General features: G+C 68.2%; 19 protein-coding genes and 1 pseudogene. 6 read left to right on the top strand and 14 right to left on the bottom strand.

Annotation, left to right across the window (positions count from 1 at the left end; all coding sequences use genetic code 11):
- Nucleotides 1-3: 3 nt before the first annotated feature.
- Nucleotides 4-2,196, bottom strand: coding sequence for an indolepyruvate ferredoxin oxidoreductase subunit alpha (locus ACAM58_RS07630; protein ID WP_062362659.1), 2,193 nt, complete (start codon nt 2,194-2,196; stop codon nt 4-6).
- Between the two features lie 159 nt (nt 2,197-2,355).
- On the opposite strand from ACAM58_RS07630, the gene ACAM58_RS07625 reads away from it, so the two are divergent.
- On the top strand, nt 2,356-2,832 hold the full coding sequence (locus ACAM58_RS07625; protein WP_012746632.1) for a MarR family winged helix-turn-helix transcriptional regulator: 477 nt from the start codon (nt 2,356-2,358) through the stop codon (nt 2,830-2,832).
- A 30-nt stretch (nt 2,833-2,862) separates the two neighbouring features.
- Here the strand turns inward: ACAM58_RS07625 and ACAM58_RS07620 are convergent, their stop codons facing one another.
- The 6 genes from ACAM58_RS07620 to orn form a co-directional block, all read right to left on the bottom strand.
- Complete coding sequence (locus ACAM58_RS07620; protein ID WP_062362661.1) at nt 2,863-3,741, bottom strand: zinc-binding alcohol dehydrogenase family protein; 879 nt, start codon at nt 3,739-3,741, stop codon at nt 2,863-2,865.
- Nucleotides 3,738-4,541 (bottom strand): alpha/beta fold hydrolase, encoded by an 804-nt coding sequence (locus ACAM58_RS07615; RefSeq protein ID WP_062362664.1) that lies wholly within the window; start codon nt 4,539-4,541, stop codon nt 3,738-3,740. Before ACAM58_RS07615 ends, ACAM58_RS07620 begins: the two co-directional genes overlap by 4 nt.
- Nucleotides 4,538-5,545: a 3-hydroxybutyryl-CoA dehydrogenase gene (locus ACAM58_RS07610; protein ID WP_062362667.1), complete on the bottom strand. Its 1,008-nt coding sequence runs from the start codon at nt 5,543-5,545 to the stop codon at nt 4,538-4,540. The genes ACAM58_RS07615 and ACAM58_RS07610 overlap by 4 nt, the downstream gene beginning before the upstream one ends.
- Nucleotides 5,535-6,608, bottom strand: a complete 1,074-nt coding sequence (locus tag ACAM58_RS07605; protein ID WP_062362670.1) for an NAD/NADP octopine/nopaline dehydrogenase family protein — start codon at nt 6,606-6,608, stop codon at nt 5,535-5,537. Before ACAM58_RS07605 ends, ACAM58_RS07610 begins: the two co-directional genes overlap by 11 nt.
- Nucleotides 6,609-6,823: 215 nt before the next feature.
- On the bottom strand, nt 6,824-8,746 hold the full coding sequence (locus ACAM58_RS07600) for a DEAD/DEAH box helicase (protein WP_041945457.1): 1,923 nt from the start codon (nt 8,744-8,746) through the stop codon (nt 6,824-6,826).
- A gap of 233 nt (nt 8,747-8,979) precedes the next feature.
- Nucleotides 8,980-9,576 (bottom strand): oligoribonuclease, encoded by a 597-nt coding sequence (gene orn, locus ACAM58_RS07595; protein ID WP_026283846.1) that lies wholly within the window; start codon nt 9,574-9,576, stop codon nt 8,980-8,982.
- A gap of 58 nt (nt 9,577-9,634) precedes the next feature.
- Here orn and ACAM58_RS07590 point away from each other — a divergent pair, with 58 nt between their 5' ends.
- From ACAM58_RS07590 to rsgA, 3 genes are read left to right on the top strand one after another with little or no spacing between them, the layout of a single operon-like run.
- Nucleotides 9,635-10,900, top strand: a complete 1,266-nt coding sequence (locus ACAM58_RS07590; RefSeq protein ID WP_012746625.1) for a M48 family metallopeptidase — start codon at nt 9,635-9,637, stop codon at nt 10,898-10,900.
- 28 nt (nt 10,901-10,928) lie between these two features.
- The gene (locus ACAM58_RS07585) at nt 10,929-11,276 is read left to right on the top strand and encodes a 4a-hydroxytetrahydrobiopterin dehydratase (RefSeq protein WP_062362673.1); all 348 of its coding nucleotides are present in this window, start codon (nt 10,929-10,931) and stop codon (nt 11,274-11,276) included.
- A gap of 15 nt (nt 11,277-11,291) precedes the next feature.
- Nucleotides 11,292-12,248: a ribosome small subunit-dependent GTPase A gene (rsgA, locus tag ACAM58_RS07580; protein ID WP_062362676.1), complete on the top strand. Its 957-nt coding sequence runs from the start codon at nt 11,292-11,294 to the stop codon at nt 12,246-12,248.
- Here rsgA and hisC read toward each other — a convergent pair.
- The 7 genes and pseudogenes from hisC to rpsP all read right to left on the bottom strand — a co-directional run bounded on the left by hisC (nt 12,242) and on the right by rpsP (nt 17,346).
- Nucleotides 12,242-13,330 carry a histidinol-phosphate transaminase gene (gene hisC / locus ACAM58_RS07575; protein WP_062362679.1) on the bottom strand — a complete coding sequence of 363 codons (1,089 nt, stop codon included), beginning with the start codon at nt 13,328-13,330 and terminating at the stop codon, nt 12,242-12,244. The genes rsgA and hisC overlap by 7 nt on opposite strands.
- Nucleotides 13,331-13,343: 13 nt before the next feature.
- Nucleotides 13,344-14,344 (bottom strand): annotated as a pseudogene (locus ACAM58_RS07570) (CobD/CbiB family protein).
- Between the two features lie 48 nt (nt 14,345-14,392).
- Nucleotides 14,393-15,112, bottom strand: a complete 720-nt coding sequence (locus tag ACAM58_RS07565) for a CoA pyrophosphatase (RefSeq protein ID WP_012746620.1) — start codon at nt 15,110-15,112, stop codon at nt 14,393-14,395.
- Nucleotides 15,113-15,271: 159 nt separating this feature from the next.
- Nucleotides 15,272-15,655, bottom strand: coding sequence for a 50S ribosomal protein L19 (gene rplS, locus ACAM58_RS07560; RefSeq protein WP_018903298.1), 384 nt, complete (start codon nt 15,653-15,655; stop codon nt 15,272-15,274).
- 93 nt (nt 15,656-15,748) lie between these two features.
- Nucleotides 15,749-16,495: a tRNA (guanosine(37)-N1)-methyltransferase TrmD gene (trmD, locus tag ACAM58_RS07555; RefSeq protein ID WP_012746618.1), complete on the bottom strand. Its 747-nt coding sequence runs from the start codon at nt 16,493-16,495 to the stop codon at nt 15,749-15,751.
- 16 nt (nt 16,496-16,511) lie between these two features.
- A complete protein-coding gene (gene rimM, locus ACAM58_RS07550) occupies nt 16,512-17,066 on the bottom strand; it encodes a ribosome maturation factor RimM (RefSeq protein WP_021006209.1) in 555 nt (184 codons plus the stop codon).
- Nucleotides 17,067-17,082: 16 nt separating this feature from the next.
- Complete coding sequence (gene rpsP / locus ACAM58_RS07545) at nt 17,083-17,346, bottom strand: 30S ribosomal protein S16 (RefSeq protein WP_007831311.1); 264 nt, start codon at nt 17,344-17,346, stop codon at nt 17,083-17,085.
- A gap of 184 nt (nt 17,347-17,530) precedes the next feature.
- On the opposite strand from rpsP, the gene ACAM58_RS07540 reads away from it, so the two are divergent.
- Complete coding sequence (locus ACAM58_RS07540; protein WP_012746616.1) at nt 17,531-18,055, top strand: GNAT family N-acetyltransferase; 525 nt, start codon at nt 17,531-17,533, stop codon at nt 18,053-18,055.
- Nucleotides 18,052-18,498, top strand: coding sequence for an NINE protein (locus ACAM58_RS07535; RefSeq protein WP_018903297.1), 447 nt, complete (start codon nt 18,052-18,054; stop codon nt 18,496-18,498). The genes ACAM58_RS07540 and ACAM58_RS07535 overlap by 4 nt, the downstream gene beginning before the upstream one ends.
- Nucleotides 18,499-18,512: the final 14 nt, after the last annotated feature.

Raw genomic sequence — 18,512 nt, 5'->3', positions numbered from 1 at the left:
GCTTCAGAAGGCATAGGTTTCGCGGCGGCGCGCTTCGCCGCGCTGCAGCCAGCCGATAATGGCGGCGCGCAGGCGCTCGCGCAGCAGGTCCCAGCGGCTCGGGTTGCTCACGATCTGCGCCTTGTAGAAGGAGGGGCACAGCACCGCCGCATGCGAGACCTCGCCGCACACGCCGCAGCCCACGCAGCTGTCGAGCACGGTGGCCACCGGATCGGTGCGCAGCGGATCGGGGTTGGGCTTGATCGAGAGCGAGGGGCAGCCCGACAGGCGGATGCACGAGTGGTCGCCCGTGCAGGTGTCGGAATCGACGCCGAACTTCTCGCGCACCATGCGCTTGCCGTCGGCGATGGCCTTGCGCACCAGCGGCTTCTCGCGGCGCTGCTTGTTGAGCATGCATTCCGACTGCGCGATCAGCACCTTGGGGCCCTTCTTCGACGTGGTGAGCGCTTCTTTCAGCGCGTCGCGCATGCCGGCGACGTCATAGGTGCGGCGCAGCGTCTTAACCCATTCCACGCCCACCCCGCGCACCGCGCGCTCGATCTCGTGGCCGGTGCTGCGCGTCTTGTTGACGGCGTTCGACGAGAGGATGTCCTGCCCGCCCGTGGCCGAGGTGTAGTTGTTGTCGACGACGATGGTGAGGTTGTCGCTCTTGTTGAACACCGCGTTGGCCACGCCGCTGGTCAGTCCGTTGTGCCAGAAGCCGCCGTCGCCCATCATCGAGATCGCGCGCTTGCCTGCCGGCGCATTGAGCGCCGCCGCGCCGGCACCGCCCAGGCCGTAGCCCATGGTGGTGTTGCCGATGTTGAAGGGCGGCAGGATCGAGAACAGGTGGCAGCCGATGTCGGCGCTCACGTGGTGCGGACCCAGCTCGCGCTCGACCAGCTTCATCGCGCTGAAGATGGGCCGCTCGGGGCAGCCGGTGCAAAAGCCCGGCGGGCGCGCATGCACGACCTCGGCGAGCGCGGTGGACGGCTGCGCCGGCTCCGGCGCGGCATCGACGCCGATGGCCGCCACTTCCTTGAGCGGAATCACCTTGCGCACCGGCGCAGGCACCGGCAGCGGCGCGAGGCGCCCGTAGCGCTCGCAGAAGCTGCGCGCGCCCTTCAGCAGTTCGGATGCGGTGTACTCGCCGGCCACGGGCAGCATGTCCTTGCCATGCAGCGCGGTGGCCGAGCCGGCCTGCCGCAGGATGGTCGCGAGGTTCTGTTCGACGAAGTTGGGCTGGCCCTCCTCCACGATCAGCACCGCGCGCTTGCCTTCGCAGAAGCGGATCACCTCGCTCTCGATGACCGGGTAGGCCACGTTCATCACATAGAGCGGCACCTGCGTGTTGCCGTACACGTCGGCCAGGCCGAGCCGCTCGAGCGCGCGCAGCAGCGTGTTGTAGCTGCCGCCCTGCACGATGATGCCGATGTCGTCGGCGTCTTCGGAGAAGAACTCGTTGAGCTGGCGCTCCTCGATGAAGCGCACGGCCGCGGGCCAGCGGTCCCGCACCTTCTCCTGCTCGTGCACGAAGCTCGCGGGCGGCAGCACGATGCGGCCGACGTCGCGCTGCGGATTTTCGAGCGCGTCCTTCAGCGTGAACTTCGCGCGCTTGTTGTCGCCGGCAATGAAGTGGCCGTGCACATGGCAGGCGCGGATGCGCAGCTGCAGCATCACGGGCGTGTTGCTGGCCTCCGAAAGATCGAAGCCCTGCTTCACCGCATCGACGATGCTCGGCAGGTTGGGCCGCGGATCGAGCAGCCAGATCTGCGACTTCATCGCGAAGGCATGGCTGCGCTCCTGCATGATCGAGGAGCCCTCGCCGTAGTCCTCGCCCACGATGATCAGCGCGCCGCCGGTCACGCCGCCCGAAGCCAGGTTGGCCAGCGCGTCCGAGGCCACGTTGGTACCCACGGTAGCCTTGAAGGTGACGGCGCCGCGCAACGGGTAGTTGACGGAAGCGGCCAGCGTGGCGGCCGCGGTGGCTTCGCTCGCGCTGTTCTCGAAGCGGATGCCCTGCTCGGCGAGGATGTCCTGCGCATCGGCCAGCACATCCATCAGGTGCGAGATGGGTGCCCCCTGGTAGCCCGCCACATAGGAAACTCCCGATTCGAGCAAAGCCTTGGTGACCGCCAGAATGCCTTCACCGCGAAACACATCTCCGCCAGAAAGCCGCAGCTTCTTGACTTCTTCGACGAACGAACGCTCAGCCATGTCGGTCCTTGTTCTCTCTCGTGGGACGGTGCGTGCAAGCTGCCGCACCGTGCTTTCTATAATGTTGACAAATGAATGTATCCACAATCATGAATTACCCTAGACATGCAAGCAGCGTGCCCGCGGCTGGTTCGAGGCGCTTGGCCGTGAGGTGCCTCCATGGCCGAGCAACCTCCTGAAACACATCGCTTCGTCGACGACTACTTGCCGGCGCTGCTGGCGCAGGCCAGCCAGCTGATCTCCTCGGAGTTCCACGAGGTGGCGCGGCAGCACGGCTTCTCGGTGTCGGAGTGGCGCGTGATGGCCTCGCTCGCGGGCAGCGAGCCGATCAGCATCGGCCAGCTCGCGCAGGTGACGGTGACCAAGCAGCCGACCGTCACGCGGCTGCTCGACCGCATGGAGGCACGCGGACAGGTCGAGCGGCTGCCCCACGAGAGTGATCGCCGCATCACGCTGGTGCGCATCACGCGCAAGGGCCTGAAGGCGGTGGAGCACCTCATGGAGCTCGCGCGCGAGCATGAGCGGCGCGTGCTCGAACCCTTCGGCCTGCGGCGCGCCGAGGAACTGAAGCAGACGCTGCGGCAGATGATCGACCTGCACGTGCATGTGCCGGTCGAGGAGCCGGAAGAAGACTGAAGCGCCCCGCCCCTTGCGTACGGGGGGCGGCTAAGGCACCAGCACCGCGCGGCCGCGATGGCCGCGCTGCGCGATCCATTCGAGCGCGACGGCGGCATCGGCCAGCGCGAAGCTGCGCACCTCCAGATGCAGGCGGCCGTCGGCCAGCCGCGCGAGCAGTTCGGGCGCCGCGGCACGGCCGGCGGCTTCGCGCCGGAACATGTTGAGCGGCAGCAGCGCCACGTCGCGCTGCAGGAAGTGCGCAATGTCCAGCTGCAGCGTCGGGCCCGCGGTGTAGCCGATGAGCACGGCGCGCCCGCCGGGCCGCACGGCCGGCAAGGCCGCCGAAAGAACGCCGCCGCCGACCGTGTCGATCAACAGGTCCGCACTCGCAGGCGGCGCGGCCGCGGCGTCCGGATCGACCGCGCGCACGGTGCAGCCAAGCTCGCGCGCCAGCTGCACGGCGAGCGAGCCCACGGCGCCGCTCGCACCCGTGACCAGCACCTGCTCGCCGGCCTGCAGCTTCGCGACTTCATGCAGCGCCACCCATGCCGACGTGGTGGGCGAGAAGAACGCGGCGCCCACCGCCATCGGGAGCGCGTCGGGCAGCAGGCCCAGCGCCTCGTCGGGTGCATCGATCTGCTCGCACCAGGTGCCGTCGAACAGCGTGCCCAGCCCGCTGCCGCGCAGCCACACGCGCGCTCCGGTGGCAAAGCGCCCGCTGGCCACGACGATGCCCGCGGCCTCCACGCCCGGCGTGTAGGGCAGCGGCGGATGGCGCAGGAAGCTGCCGCGCCACACAGTGCGGTCGATGTGGCCGACGGTGGCGGCCTGCATGCGAACGATGGTGCGGCCGGCCTGTGGCACCGGGTCGGGCAGGTCTTCGAGCACCGGCACCGCGTCGAAGCCATGGATGCGGATGGCTTTCATGGGGGCAGCGCCGAAAGAAAGCCGAGCACCGCCTGCGCGAAGGCCTCGGGCATCTGGTCGGGCAAGGGGACCATGCCGCCTTCGATGTCGACGATGCGGGCCTGCGGCAGGTGGTGCAGCAGCTCCTCTGCATGCGGCGCAGCAAAGGGATCGGCGGTGGCGCGGATGATCAGCGCGGGCTGCGTCACGCGGCCGATGCGCTCTTCCATGCGGTAGGACGCGACGGCCCGGTGGCCCTCCTCCACGCGATGGCCGACCTTCAATGCATCGCGCACGAAGGCCTCGAGCAGATCGGGGCGGCCTTCAGGATAGAAGTCCTGGCGCCGCTGCCAGAGTGCCGCCAGGTGGCTGCCGTCTTCACTGGGCGCCACTTCGTCGATGGGCGGCCGCTCGGCCCTTGCGATGCGAAAGGCTTCGCCGGTGTATGGCGTGGACGACAGCACGAGGCTGCGCACACGGCCCGGAAACGCCGCCGCCAGCTCGACCGCAATGACGCCGCCCGTGTGGTGCCCCACCACGTTGGCCTGCGCAATGCCCAGTGCGTCGAGCAGTTCGCCCGCCACGCGCGCCCACTGCGCAATGCTCGCGGGCACGCCGCCGTCCGCCGAATCGCCGAAACCCGCGGTGTCCATGGCAACGGCGCGGTACCGCGCGCCGATCAGCGGCAGCACCTCGCGGTATTCGGCCCAGCTGCGCGGCGACTGGTGCAGCAGCAGCACGGCCGGTGCGCTCGCATCGCCGCACGCCGCGTAGTGCACCTGCCCCACCGACAGGTCGGCAAAGGCGCGGCGGATGGTCATGAGAGCGTCTCGCCGGCCGGCGCGCGCCACAGGCCCGCATGCTTCAACTCGCCGAGCGTGCGCGACAGCACGTCGCGCCGGTAGGTGGCGATGTCGCGGCCCTGGTAGTCGTAGAAGCCGCTGCCGCTCTTGAGGCCCAGCCGCCCTTCCTCCACCATGCGATCGACGATGGCCGGCGCGGTGTAGCGCCCCATGTCGATCGAGGCCGACATCTCGCGGCTCGCGTGGTGCAGGATGTCGCAGCCGCCGAAGTCGATGAACTCGACCACGCCGAGCGCGGCAAAGCGCAGGCCAAGGCCGTAGCGCGTGGCCTTGTCGATTTCCTCGGCGGTGGCGGCGCCCTCCTCGATCATGCGGGCCGCCTCGTTCATCACCAGCGCCTGCAGGCGCGGCACGATGTAGCCGGGCGACGCGCCGCAGACCACGGGCAGCTTGCCGATGGCCTCCATCAGCGCCTTGGTGCGCGCAAGCACGGCGGCATCGGTGCCGGGATGGCAGCTGAGCTCCACCACGGGAATCACATAGGCCGGGTTGAGCCAGTGCATGTTCAGGAAGCGCCCGGGCAGCCGCACCAGCGCCGCGAGCTGCGTCACGAGGATGCTGCTGGTGGTGGACGTGAGGATGGCGTCGTCCCTGCAATGGCGGTTGAGCTGCTCGAAGGCCTCGCGCTTGGCCTCCATGGTTTCGGGCACGCCCTCGAACACCAGCTCGGCGGCGGCCAGCGCTTGCGGCGCATCGGCGGCGCTCACGAAATTCACCCGGCCGGCAATCGGCTGGACCTGCGCCGCGTCGATCACGCCGAGCTGCGCCAGGCCTGCAAGGCTGGCTTCGATCTCGGCCTTCGCTTCGGCCTGCAGCCGCTGCCAGGCCTCGTCGCTGCGCTGGCGCAGGTCGACCAGCGAGATGCGGTGGCCTGCATAGGCAAAGGCGATCGCGATGCCGCGCCCCATGCGGCCCGCGCCAACGGCCGCGAAGCGGGGCGGCGACGCGCGTTCATTCGCCATCGTGCAGCCTCTCTTCGAGCTGCGCCGCGCTCAGATCGGCCAGGCCCAGGCTTTCGAAAGTGCGCGAGCCGCGCCGCAGGTCGCGGCCGAGAAAGCCGCCGACGATCGCCAGCAGGCCGTGCGCGATGGGCGCGTCCACCCCCGCATGGCGCGCGGCCGAGGCCAGGAAGGCGAGGCCGAGCTCGGTGTCCTCGGTGATGTAGCGGTGCGTGTGCAGGTCGATGTTCTCGCGCCAGTCGCCCGACTTGACGAGCTGCTTGTGCGCGTCGCCGTACATCCACTGGTCGTTGTTGTAGTGGTCGGCCAGCGGATAGTGCGGCGCGCGCTGCCCGAAGGCTTCGCGCACGGCCATGCGCTCCTGGTCGAGCCGGTCGGTCACGTCGCGCACGGCCCGCTGCGTGCCTTCGTTGTGGATGTCCCAGCGCTCGAAGTGCTGCAGCGGCGCGGCGTTCATCACCATCAGCGGCGGGTGGATGACCGGGCCGGCGTTCATGAGCGCACCCGAGAGCGCATTGCCGCAGCCATGCACCGCCGGGTAGGCGCGGCGGATCAGCTCGATGGCCTCGGCCTCCTTGCGCGCCGGGTAGACGCCGGTCGGCAGGCGGATGGCTCGGATCGTGACGTTCACCTCGCGCTCGCCATGCTTGCGCGCGAGGTACGGCAAGGTGCCGGTCTCGGCCCAGGCCACGTCGGCGCGGCTGCCGGCCTCTTTCACCGTCCTGGCCATCACATAGCTGCCGAAGGTGCCCGGCGGCAAAAAGACGACCTGGCCGTCGGCCAGGTGCGGCGCCATGGCCAGCGCGATGTCGTGCTGGGCGATGGCGGGCGTGGGAATGACGATGAGCTCGGCGCCCCGGAGCGCCGCGGCGATGTCGGCGGTGGCCAATGCCAGCGGCACCTCCCGCGCGCCATCGGCGTCCTTCAGCGTGATGGCGCCGGCCTGCACCACCGGCTCCAGCGCAGCTGCATCGCGGCGCCACAGGCGCACCTCATGGCCGGCTTCGGACAGGTCCGCGGCGGCCGCATAGGCGCCGTGGCCACCACCAAGAATCGCAATTTTCATGTTCGGACTTTGAAAGGCAGACGTCGATGAACCGGCAGCCGCGGTACGGACCGGGGGAAGCAATGCCTTATTACATTACTTTTCATCAGTTCATATGTCAATCAAGTTTCGCGCCTGTGGCCCCCGCGGAAACCCGCAATGAAAAAGCCCGCGCTTCTTGCGAAGCGCGGGCTTTCTTTTGGGGCGAGGCGGCCGGAAGGCCGCTCAGGAATGGATCAGCGCGTGGGCTTGAACGCACGCTTCTGTGCGTCGCGCGGCACGAACACCTTGCCCGGGCCGCCATGGCCTGCGCCATTGCCGCGCGGTGCAAAACCTTCGCGCGGAGCGAAGCCTTCGCGGGGCGCGAAGCCGCCGTCGCCGCGGCCACCGCCGTGGTGGCCCTGGCCGTGGCCGCCGCGCGGGGCGCTGTCGCCCCAGCCCGGCTTGCGGCCGTAGCCGGCGCCGCCGCCATTGCCGCCGTCGTCACGGCCGCCGCCGAAGCCGGCGTTGTTGCCGCCCTGGAAGCCGCGCGGGCCCTGGCCCTGCGCCGGACCACGGGCGTTGCGGTCGTTGAAGCCGCTGGCGCCGGCATAGCCGCCGCCGTTGTTGCCGCGGTAGCCACCGCCGCCGCCATTGCCGAACTTGCGGTCGCGCGACTGGTTGTCGCCACGGCCGCCGCGGTACTCGCCCATGGGCGGGCGCGATTGCGGCATGCGCTGCTGCGGCTCGAGGCCGGCCACCACTTCGGCCTTGAACTGCTGGCGGCTGTACTGCTCGATGTCCATGATCTTGCGGCGATCGCGGAACTCGGCAAAGGTGATGGCCAGGCCGTCGCGGCCGGCACGGCCGGTGCGGCCGATGCGGTGGGTGTAGTCCTCGGCCTTCATCGGCAGGCCGAAGTTGAAGACGTGGGTGATGGTGGGCACGTCGATGCCGCGCGCGGCCACGTCGGTGGCCACCAGGATCTGCACCTGGCCCTGGCGCAGCGCCATCAGGCGGCGATTGCGCAGGCCCTGGCTCAGGGCGCCGTGCAGCGCCACGGCGCTGAAGCCGTCCTGCTGCAGGTCGTTGGCGAGGCCGTCGCACTCGACCTGGGTGCTCGCGAACACGATCGCCTGGTTGATGCTGGTGTCGCGCAGCCAGTGGTCGAGCAGCTTGCGCTTGTGCTGGCTGTTGTCGGCCCAGTACAGCGACTGCTTGATGTTGGCGTGCTTCTCTTGCGGGCTGTCGATGGTGATGCGCTGCGGCTCGCGCATGACGCGCTGGGCCAGCTGCTGGATGCGCGGCGCGAAGGTGGCGCTGAACATCATGGTCTGCTGGCGCTCGATGGTGAGCTGGTTGACTTCGGCCAGGTCGTCGGCAAAGCCGAGATCGAGCATGCGGTCGGCTTCGTCGACCACCAGGAACTTGACCTGGTCGAGCTTGATCTGCATCGAGCGCTGCAGGTCGAGCAGGCGGCCGGGCGTGGCCACCACGAGGTCGGCGTTCTGCAGCTTGGCGATCTGCAGCTGGTAGGGCATGCCGCCCACCACGTTGGCTACGCGCAGGCCGCGGCAGTGGCGAACCAGCTCGATGGCGTCGTGCGCAACTTGCTGCGCGAGTTCGCGCGTCGGGCACAGGATCAGGGCGCCGGGCGTGGCGGCCTTGAAATGGCGGGCGTTGGTCGGGTCCTTGCGCTTGGGCTTCTTCGGCACGGCTTCGCCGCGCGCGGCGGCTTCGGCGGCCAGGCGCTGGAATTCGGCCTTGGCTTGCGCTTCGGCCTCGGCCTGGCGCTTGAGCAGGGTGTGCAGCACGGGCAGCAGGAAGGCGGCGGTCTTGCCCGAGCCGGTCTGGCTCGAGACCATCAGGTCGACGAAGCGCGCCTTGCCGTCCTGGCCGGCTTCGCCGCCCATGGCGAGCGGAATCACCTTGTCTTGCACGGTCGTGGGCTGGGTGAAGCCCAGGTCGGCCACGGCGGCGATCAGCTCGGGTGCGAGGCCGAGCTTGATGAAGCCGTTGGGCACGCGGGCTTCTTCGGCCGCGGCCGCTTCGGGCGCTGCGGCGTCGAGCGCCTCGAGGATCGGCGCTTCGGACACGGTGTCCGGGGCAGCGATGAATTCGTTGTTGTTGGTGGATTGCACAGGCGCGAACTCGCCCTGCGCTTCAAAAGCGTCGGTCATGTGAATATCAATCTCAAACGCGAGCGCTGCCGTAGGCGGCGCCCCGTTGGTGGTTAAAAACATCAACCATCCAACGACATTCAACTTCTGGCTTTCGCCGGAGGCTGCGGCCCTTTTTGATCAGCGGATGCGATCGGGCGCGGTGTGCAAGATAGGGAGATGCAAGAGACGCTGACCGGAAAATCCTCCAGATCAGCGAAGCCATCGATTATGGCACGACTCGGGGTTTTTACCTAATCCGTCAATTTGAGAAAGGTTTCCCTGTAATGCGCGAGCTCCTCGATGGACTCGTGCACGTCGGCCAGCGCAGTGTGCGCCTGCTGCTTCTTGAAGGCGCTGTAGGCGGAGGGCTTCCAGCGCTTGGCCAGCTCCTTCAGGGTGCTGACATCGAGGTTGCGGTAGTGGAAGTACGCCTCCAGCTTGGGCATGAACTTGACCAGGAAGCGCCGGTCCTGCCCGATGGTGTTGCCGCACATGGGCGAACCGCTCCTGGGAACATAGCGGGCCACGAATTCCAGCAGCTGCTGCTCGGCCGCGGCTTCGTCCAGCGTCGAGGCCTTCACCTTGTCGATCAGGCCGCTGCGCCCGTGCGTGCCCTTGTTCCAGGCGTCCATGGCGTCGAGCACCGCGTCGCTCTGGTGGATGACCAGCACGGGGCCGTCGATGCGGGGCGTGAGGTCGGGGCCGGTGACGACCACGGCAATCTCGAGCAGGCGCTCCTTCTCGGGGTCGAGGCCGCTCATTTCGCAGTCGAGCCAGACCAGGTTCTGGTCGCTTTTCTTGAGGACAGGGAGGGTTGCGACGGTCGTGGGGTCAAGGGATTCGGGCATGGCAGGATTGTCGTCGAAGGCCTGCGCCGGCCGGACCCGAGGGCTAAACTCGCCCGTCATGTCCTATTCGCTCATCTTCACCACTGCCTTCGCCGTTGCACTGGTCGCGGGCCTGCTCGTGAAGTTCTGGCTCGCCTCGCGGCAGGTGCGCCACGTGGCGCGGCACCGCGGCGCGGTGCCGGCAGCTTTCGAACACACCATCAGCCTCGCCGCCCACCAGAAGGCGGCCGACTACACCATTGCCAAGGCGCGCTTCGGCCTCGTCGAAATGGCCTGGAGCACCGCGCTGCTGCTGGGCTGGACGCTGCTGGGCGGGCTCGACGCGCTCAATCGGCTGCTGCTGGCCTGGCTCGGCGGCGGCATGGTGCAGCAGTTGGCGCTGCTGGCGGCCTTTGCGGCCATTGGCGGCCTGCTCGAGCTGCCCTTCACGCTCTGGCAGACCTTCAGGCTCGAGGAGCGCTTCGGCTTCAACAAGATGACCTTGCGCCTCTGGCTGGCCGACACGCTCAAGTCGACGGCGCTCGGCGCCGCGATCGGCCTGCCGATTGCGGCGCTGATCCTGTGGCTCATGGGCGCGGCCGGCGCCACCTGGTGGCTCTGGGCCTGGGCCGTGTGGATGGGGTTCAACCTGCTGGGGATGCTGGTGTACCCCACCTTCATTGCGCCGCTGTTCAACAAGTTCAAGCCGCTCGACGATCCCACGCTCAAGGAACGCGTCACGGCGCTGATGAAGCGCTGCGGCTTTGCCGCCAAGGGCCTGTTCGTGATGGACGGCAGCACCCGCAGCGCGCATGCCAATGCCTACTTCACCGGCTTTGGCGCGAGCAAGCGCGTGGTGTTCTACGACACGCTGCTGCGCCAGCTCGACGCGGCCGAAGTCGAGGCCGTGCTCGCGCACGAGCTCGGCCACTTCAAGCACCGCCACATCGTGAAGCGGCTCGTCGCGATGTTCGCGCTGAGCCTGGCGGGCTTCGCACTGCTGGGCTGGGTGTCGACCCAGGCCTGGTTCTACACGGGGCTCGGCGTGCAGCCCAACATGGCGGCAACGGCGCCCAACGACGCACTCGCGCTGCTGCTCTTCATGCTCGCGGTGCCGGTGTTCGGCTTCTTCGTCGCGCCGCTGCCCGCACGCCTGTCGCGCAAGCACGAGTTCGAGGCCGATGCCTATGCGGTGGCGCAAACCAGCGGCGCCGACCTGTCGGCCGCACTGCTCAAGCTCTACCAGGACAACGCGTCGACGCTCACGCCCGACCCGGTGTTCGTCAAGTTCTACTATTCCCACCCCCCGGCCTCCGAGCGCCTTGCGCGCATGACGGCGGCCTGAAGAAGACATTTGCCGGAAAGCCCAGACCATGAGCAGCATGTTCAAGCCCAAAGACTGGAAAAACATTCCCCGCAAGGCACTGAGCGCCACCGAAATCGTCTCCGGCCTCGCCAAGCTCGACGGCTGGAAGCTCGACGGCGACGGTGCCCATGTGGCCATCGAGAAGACCTTCAGCTTCGCCAACTACTTCGAGACCATCGCATTCGTGAACGCGCTGGCTTTCATCGCCCACACGCAAGACCATCATCCGGACCTGTCGGTGCACTACAACCGCTGCGTGGTGCGCTTCAACACGCACGACGTGGGCGGGCTCTCGAGCACCGACTTCGAATGCGCGCGCCAGGCGAATGCGCTGGTCACCAGCCCGGCGCCGTGATGAGGAAACCCGCCGTTGGCTAAGCCGGGCCGCACTCCCGCCAAGGGGGCCGGCACCTCCGCGCGCATTCTTCACGACGGCCTGGTCATCGCGAGCCACGGCCGCCATTGCCTGGTCGAAACGCCTGCGGGCGAGCGCCTGATCTGCCATCCGCGCGGCAAGAAGAGCCAGGCCGTGGTCGGCGACCGCGTGCGCTGGCAGGCCAGCGAAGACGAAGGCACCATCGAGGAAGTCGTGCCGCGGCGCAACCTCTTCTACCGCCAGGACGAAATCCGCACCAAGTCGTTCGCTGCCAATCTCGACCACGTGCTGATCCTGATCGCGGCCGAGCCGGAGTTCTCGGAGCATCAACTCGCGCGAGCGCTCATTGCCGCCGAAGCCGAACGCATCACGCCGATCATCGCGCTCAACAAGAGCGATCTGGCCGAGCCCTTCGAGCGCGCATGGAACAAGCTCGCGCCCTACCGCCGCATGCACCATGGCGTGCTGCCGCTCTCGCTCAAGGCGTCGGGCGAAGCCGACTACGCATCGCTCATGAAGCTGCTGGCTGGCAAGAGCACGCTGGTGCTGGGCCCCTCGGGCGCCGGCAAGAGCACGCTGATCAACCTGCTGGTGCCCGGTGCCACCGCATTGACCGGCGAGATCTCGCAGGCGCTGAATTCGGGCAAGCACACCACCACCAGCACCACCTGGTACTGGGTCGACGAGGCGCGCACCACCAGCCTGATCGATTCGCCGGGCTTCCAGGAATTCGGCCTCAACCACATCGCGCCGATGCAGCTCGCGGGCCTGATGCCCGACATTGCCGAGCATGCGAACGACTGCAAGTTCTACAACTGCACCCATCTGCACGAGCCGGGCTGCGGCGTGATCGCGAACGTGGACACGCCCGGCAAGCCGGGGCCGATCAGCGCCACGCGCTACAGGATCTACGGCGAACTCTTCGCCGAGCTCAGCCAGTCGCGCTACTGAACGCCCAAGATCGATTCGAGCGCCTGCACCAGCGCCCCGCACTGCTCGCGCGTGCCGATGCTGATGCGCAGGTACTGCGCAATGCGCGGCTGCCTGAAATGCCGCACCAGCACCGCGCGCTCGCGCAGCAGCGCCGCCAGTTCGGCGGCATCGCGCTTCGGATGGCGCGCGAACACGAAGTTGGCCTGCGAAGGCAGCACTTCGAAGCCCAGGTCTTCGAGCTGCAGGCTGAGCCCTTCGCGGGTGTCGACGACCTTGTCGCGCGTGGTCTGGAACCAGGCCTCGTCTTCGAGCGCCGCCACCGCGCCGGCGGTGGCAAGCCGGTCGAGCGGATAGGAATTGAAGCTGTCCTTGACGCGCACCAGCGCGTCGACCAGATGCGCCTGCCCGCAGGCAAAGCCGACCCGCAGGCCCGCCAGCGAACGCGACTTGGACAAGGTCTGCACCACCAGCAGGTTCGGATATTTGCCGATGAGCGGCAGCGCGCTCTCGCCGCCGAAATCGACATACGCCTCGTCGACCAGCACCACGCGCTCGGGACAGGCTGCGAGCAGCTGCTCGATGCGCGCGAGCGGCAGCCCGATGCCCGTGGGCGCATTCGGGTTGGCGATCACCAGGCCCGCGCAGCCGCCGCGGGCGCGGGCCGCCATGGCATCGACGTCGATGCGCAGGCCTTCGTCGACCGGGAGCAGTTCGCAGCCGATGCCGTAGAGCTGCGCATAGACCCGGTAGAAGCTGTAGCTCACATCGGGCATCAGCAACGGCTCGGCCTGCTGGAAGAAGGCAAAGAAGGCATGCGCCAGCACCTCGTCCGAGCCATTGCCCGCAAAGACCTGGCCGGCCTGCAGGCCGTGCCGCCGCGCCACCGCTTCGCGCAGCGCGAGCGAGGCGGGGTCCGGATAGCGCTCCAGGCCATTCGCCGCGGCCTGCTGGATGGCGTCGATGGCGAGCGGTGACGGCGGATACGGGTTCTCGTTGGTGTTGAGCTTGACGAGGTTGGCGATGCGCGGCTGCTCGCCGGGCACGTAGGGTTCGAGCGCGGCGATGCGCGGGCTCCAGAAGGCCGGTGCGGGGGTGGTCATGATTTTCTGCCGCTCAGCCGAGCAGGCGGGCCAGCGTGAGCAGGGCCAGCAGCACCATCCACATCACCACCGAGCGCCACACCAGGCCCACCACGCTGCGCAGGTGGCCGGGCTCGGGCTCGCGGCCCGGCGTGCTGCCGCTGTCGAGCCGGCGGCCATCGGCCATCGAATCGCCGGCCTGCGCGCGCGGGAGCGGATCGGTGACGGGAATCGGACTCAGCGCGCCGCCGCCCAGGCGCACGTTGACCGCGCCCGAGGTCGCCGCGAGGATCACGCCGTCGTTCTCGCTCGGAAAGCGCCGCGCGTCATTGCGCCAGCAGTCGATCGCCTCTTCGAAGCTGCCGACCACGGCAAAGCCCAGTGCGGTGATGCGCGCGGGCAGCCAGTCGATCGCATGCCAGGCGCTCTCCGCGGCCCGCTGCACCGAGACGCTCGAGGGCTGCACCGCCGCACCATTCTTGTGGTGCCAGTAGCGCGAGACGAACTCGCTCATGCGGTAGAACACCGCGCCGGCCGGCCCCAGGCCCAGGGCGGCGAGCACCGAGAACCAGGCCAGCACGCCGAACACATGGCGGTGCGCCGCGATCACCGAATGCTCGATCACGTGACGGACGATTTCGCTGCGCGGCAGTTCGGCCGCGTCCACGCCCTGCCAGTGCGCCAGCAGCGAGCGCGCGAGCGGCTCGTCGCCTTCGTCGAGCGCGTCGCGGATGTCCGTGAAGTGGTGGCTGAACTGTCGGAAACCGAGCGTGACGTAGAGCACCGCAACGCTCAGAGCACCGCGAACGGCAGCCCCAGCGTGAACACCAGCAGCAGGTGGATGCCCAGCGTCATCAGCGTGGGCACGAGCACCGCAAGGCCCCATGCAACCCATCCGTGGTGCGGCTTGCCGGCGTCGAAATTGCGGCTGGTCCAGCGCGTCCAGGCCAGCACGCCGCCGTACACCGGGTTGTGGGAGGCAAGCGGCCTCACCTGCTCGATCAGCAACGCACACAGGATGGCAAAGAAGCTCATCCTTCGATGATAGCGAGGGCGCCTGCACAGGCGCGGCACGGGCCGAGATCAGGCGCTGAGGAAGCGATAGAGATTGCGCAGCATGCCCGCGGTCGCACCCCAGACGAAGCGCTCTTCGCTGCCGTCCTGGTAGGGCATCGAATACCACTCGCGGCGGGTGCCGTCGGGCGCGGGCACCGTGTGGCGGCGGTGGTTGGCCGGGTCCATGAGCCAGGCCAGCGGCACCTCGAAGGCCAGCGCCACTTCGTAGGGATTGATGGTGAGTTCGAACTCCGGCTTCACCAGCGCGACCACCGGCGTCACGATGAACGAGGTGACGGTGGTGTAGGTCGGAAGGCTTCCAAGCACTTCGATGTACTGGGCCGAGAGCCCCACTTCTTCCCAGGCCTCGCGCAGCGCGGCCGCCGCGATGTTGGCGTCCTCGGGGTCGACGCGCCCGCCCGGGAACGCCACCTGCCCCGAATGGTTGGACAAATGCGCCGTGCGCTCGGTCAGCAGCACGGTGGCGCCTTGCGGGCGCTGCACGATGGGCACCAGCACGGCCGCCTGCGCCGGGGCGCGGTCGGTCAGGCGCGGCTCGCGCCGCAATTCGGGCGTCCATTCGGGCGGCGTGGCAAATCGCCTGCGCAGGGCCTCGGTGGTCAATTGCGCGGGCGCCACCGCGGGCAGGCCGTCGGGGCCGCCGACCACAGGCGCCTCGCGCGGGTCGAACGGCAGCAGCGTGGGCGGCACCACGGCATTGACGGGTTCGACGGGCGCGAGTTGCATGGGGGCGGTGGAGTGGGTCAAGTGAGAGAGTTTCAGTGAAGGAGTAGAGCGTAAAAAAGCCGCGCTGTCTGGCCGCGCCTTCTTTTTGCAAGAAGCGTGCACGGCGCACAACGCAAAAAGCCGCCAGAGCGGCGGCTTTTTGCACGGCAGGAAGGCGGCTTACTTGGCGGCCGACGCTGCTTGCGACTTGCCCGGCAGCTTTTCCTTGATGCGTGCCGAACGGCCGCTGCGCTCGCGCAGGTAGTACAGCTTGGCGCGGCGGACATCGCCACGGCGCTTGACTTCGATGCCGGCGATCAGCGGGCTGTAGGTCTGGAACGTACGCTCCACGCCTTCGCCGCTGGAGATCTTGCGCACCGTGAAGCCGCTGTTGAGGCCACGATTGCGCTTGGCGATCACGACGCCTTCGTAGGCCTGCACGCGCTTGCGGGTGCCTTCGACGACGCTCACGCTGACGATGACCGTGTCACCGGGCATGAAATCGGGGATCTTCTTGCCGAGGCGGGCGATTTCTTCCTGCTCGAGGGTTTCGATGAGGTTCATGATTTCCTGATATTCGATCGTGCTCGCGCTACACAAAAGGCGCCTTCGGTTTCAAGCCAGGCGCGGCCGGGCAGAGGATCGGGGAACCGAAGATTATAGCTTTTTTTTCAGGACCGCCTCATCGGCCTTGCTCAGGCGGCCGGCGGCGCGTGCGGCGGCAATCAGGTCGGGCCGCCGGGCGGCCGTGATGGCCAGGCGCTGGTCGCGGCGCCAGCGCTCGATCTGCACGTGGTGCCCCGACAGCAGCGGCGCCGGCACGCCCTGCCCGTTCCATTGCTCCGGCCGGGTGTAGTGCGGGCAATCGAGCAGGCCGTCGAGCGAGGGATTGAAGCTGTCCTGCACATGGCTGGCCTCGTCGCCCAGCACGCCGGGCTGCAGCCGCGCCACGGCATCGAGCAGCGCCATGGCCGCGATCTCGCCGCCCGAGAGAACGAAGTCGCCGAGGCTGACCTGGTGCGTCACCCGCGTGTCGATGAAGCGCTGGTCGATGCCTTCGTAGCGCCCGCAGACCAGCACCGCGCCCTCGCTGGCCGACCAGCGCTCGACCGCTTCGTGGCGCAAAGTCTCGCCAATGGGCGAGAACAGCACGACCGGCGCCTGCGAGCCGCGCGCGGCCAGCGCCGCGTCGAGGCAGGCCGACAGCGGCTCGGCCATCATCACCATGCCGGGGCCGCCGCCAAAGGGCCGGTCGTCCACGCGCTTGTAGTTGCCCTGCGCGAAATCGCGCGGGTTCCAGAGCACGACCTCGACCTGCTTCGACTCGTAGGCGCGGCGCGTCACGCCGCTGGCCATGAAGGGCGCGAACAGTTCGGGAAAGAGCGTGAGGACGTCGAAGCGCATGCGCGCGAGCCCGCAATCAGAAATCGGGCTGCCAGTCGACCGTGATGAGGCGGCCGGCGAGGTCGACCTTGTCGACGAAGACCGAGACGAAGGGCACCATGCGTTCGATGGCCTTGCCGTCTTCCTCGGCCGCGAGCACCAGCGTGGTCTGCGGGCCAGTGGCGAGCAATTCGCGCACCGTGCCGAGCGCCACGCCTTCGCGGTTGACCACCGCAAGGCCGATCAGGTCGACCCAGTAGTACTCGTCGTCGCCGGCCGTGGGAAAGCTCGAGCGCGGCACGAACACGCGCGCGCCGCGGAGCGCCTCGGCCGCGTTGCGGTCAGGCACGTCCTCGGAGGAGGCGACGATGCAGTCGGAATGTTCCTTGGCTTCGCGGATCGCGAGCCGGAAAGCCGCGGTTGCCGAGGCTCCGGGAGCCTGCAGGAACCAGCGCTTGGAAGAAAAAAGCGCCTCGGGCTGGGCGCTGTGGGGCAGGACCTTGAACCAGCCCTTGATGCCCCATGCATCGGCGATGCGTCCTACCTCGATCGCATCCGCCGGCAATTCGGCGGCTTCGAGTGCGGGCAGCATCGGCGTGCCGGGCAGCTTAGGCAGCTGCCTTGGGGGCTGCGGCTGCGGCTTGCTTGATCAGGCGCAGGACCGTGGGCGAAGCTTGTGCGCCAACGCTCTTCCAGTAGGCCAGGCGGTCCTGGGCAATACGGATGCTTTCTTCGTTTTCCTTGGCGGTCGGGTTGTAGAAACCCAGGCGCTCGATGAAACGGCCATCGCGGCGAACGCGCTTGTCCGACACGACGATGTTGAAGAACGGACGGCCTTTGGAGCCGCCGCGGGAAAGTCGAATGACGACCATGATTTATCCTTGGGTGGTGCAGCAAGCCCGTTTTTTTGACAAGAGGCCCGCTCACAGTGTTCTTTCAACGTCGAGACACGCGACATGGCCACCCGGCCAGCGACACGCTGAAAAGCCTGCGATTATAGCCCGACCTGCGTTTTCTCCGAATTTCCGCGCCCGCCGCATTCCGTTTGCCACCTGCATGACCCTCACCATCCGCCCCAGCCGCGACCAAGACATCGCGGCCATCACGGCCATCTACGCCCACCACGTGCTGACCGGCACCGGCACCTTCGAGACCGAAGCTCCCTCTGCCGCCGACATGGCCGCGCGGCGCGCCGACGTGCTCGGCAAGAACCTGCCCTACCTCGTGGCCGAAGAAGATGGCGAAGTGTTGGGTTTTGCCTACTGCAACTGGTTCAAGCCGCGCCCGGCCTACCGCTTTTCGGCCGAAGACTCGATCTACATGTCCGAAGCCGCACGCGGCAAGGGCCTGGGCGCCCAGCTGCTGGCCGCCCTCTCGCAGGCCGCCGAAGCGGTGGGCGTGCGCAAGCTGATCGCCGTCATCGGCGATTCGGCCAATGCCGGCTCGGTCGGCGTGCACCGCAGCCAGGGCTTCACGCACGTGGGCGTGCTCAAGGACTGCGGCTGGAAGTTCGGCCAATGGCGCGACGTGGTCCTGATGGAAAAGGTGCTCGGCGAAGGCAGCACCACCCAACCCGAATGAAAAACAAGACCATTGCCGCCTGGCTCTCCTTCCTGGGCGGCCCGCTGGGCCTGCACCGGTTCTACCTGCGCGGCATCGGCGACTGGCTCGGCTGGCTGCTGCCCATTCCCACGGCGCTCGGCCTGTACGGCATCGAGCGCGCGCGCATGTACGGCCTGGACGACGGCTGGAGCTGGGTGCTGATTCCGCTCCTGGGCTTCACCATCGCGGGATGCGCGCTGACGGCCATCGTCTACGGCCTCATGGCGCCCGAGAAGTGGAACGCCCGCTTCAACGGCAGCGCACCTTCGGACGCCGCGCCGGGCCGCACCAACTGGGCCACGATCGGCGCCGTGGTGCTGGCGCTCCTGTTCGGCACCACGGTGCTGATGGCCAGCATCGTGTTCAGCTTCCAGCGCTACTTCGAACACCAGGTCGAAGAGGGCCGGAAGATCTCGCAATAGCCGGCCGCAGCGCG

Origin of the sequence: Variovorax sp. V116, from assembly GCF_041154435.1 — a bacterium.
Lineage (GTDB): Bacteria > Pseudomonadota > Gammaproteobacteria > Burkholderiales > Burkholderiaceae_C > Variovorax > Variovorax paradoxus.
The sequence above is the reverse complement of the archived record's forward strand: the minus strand, read 5'-3'. Positions and strand labels throughout refer to the sequence as shown.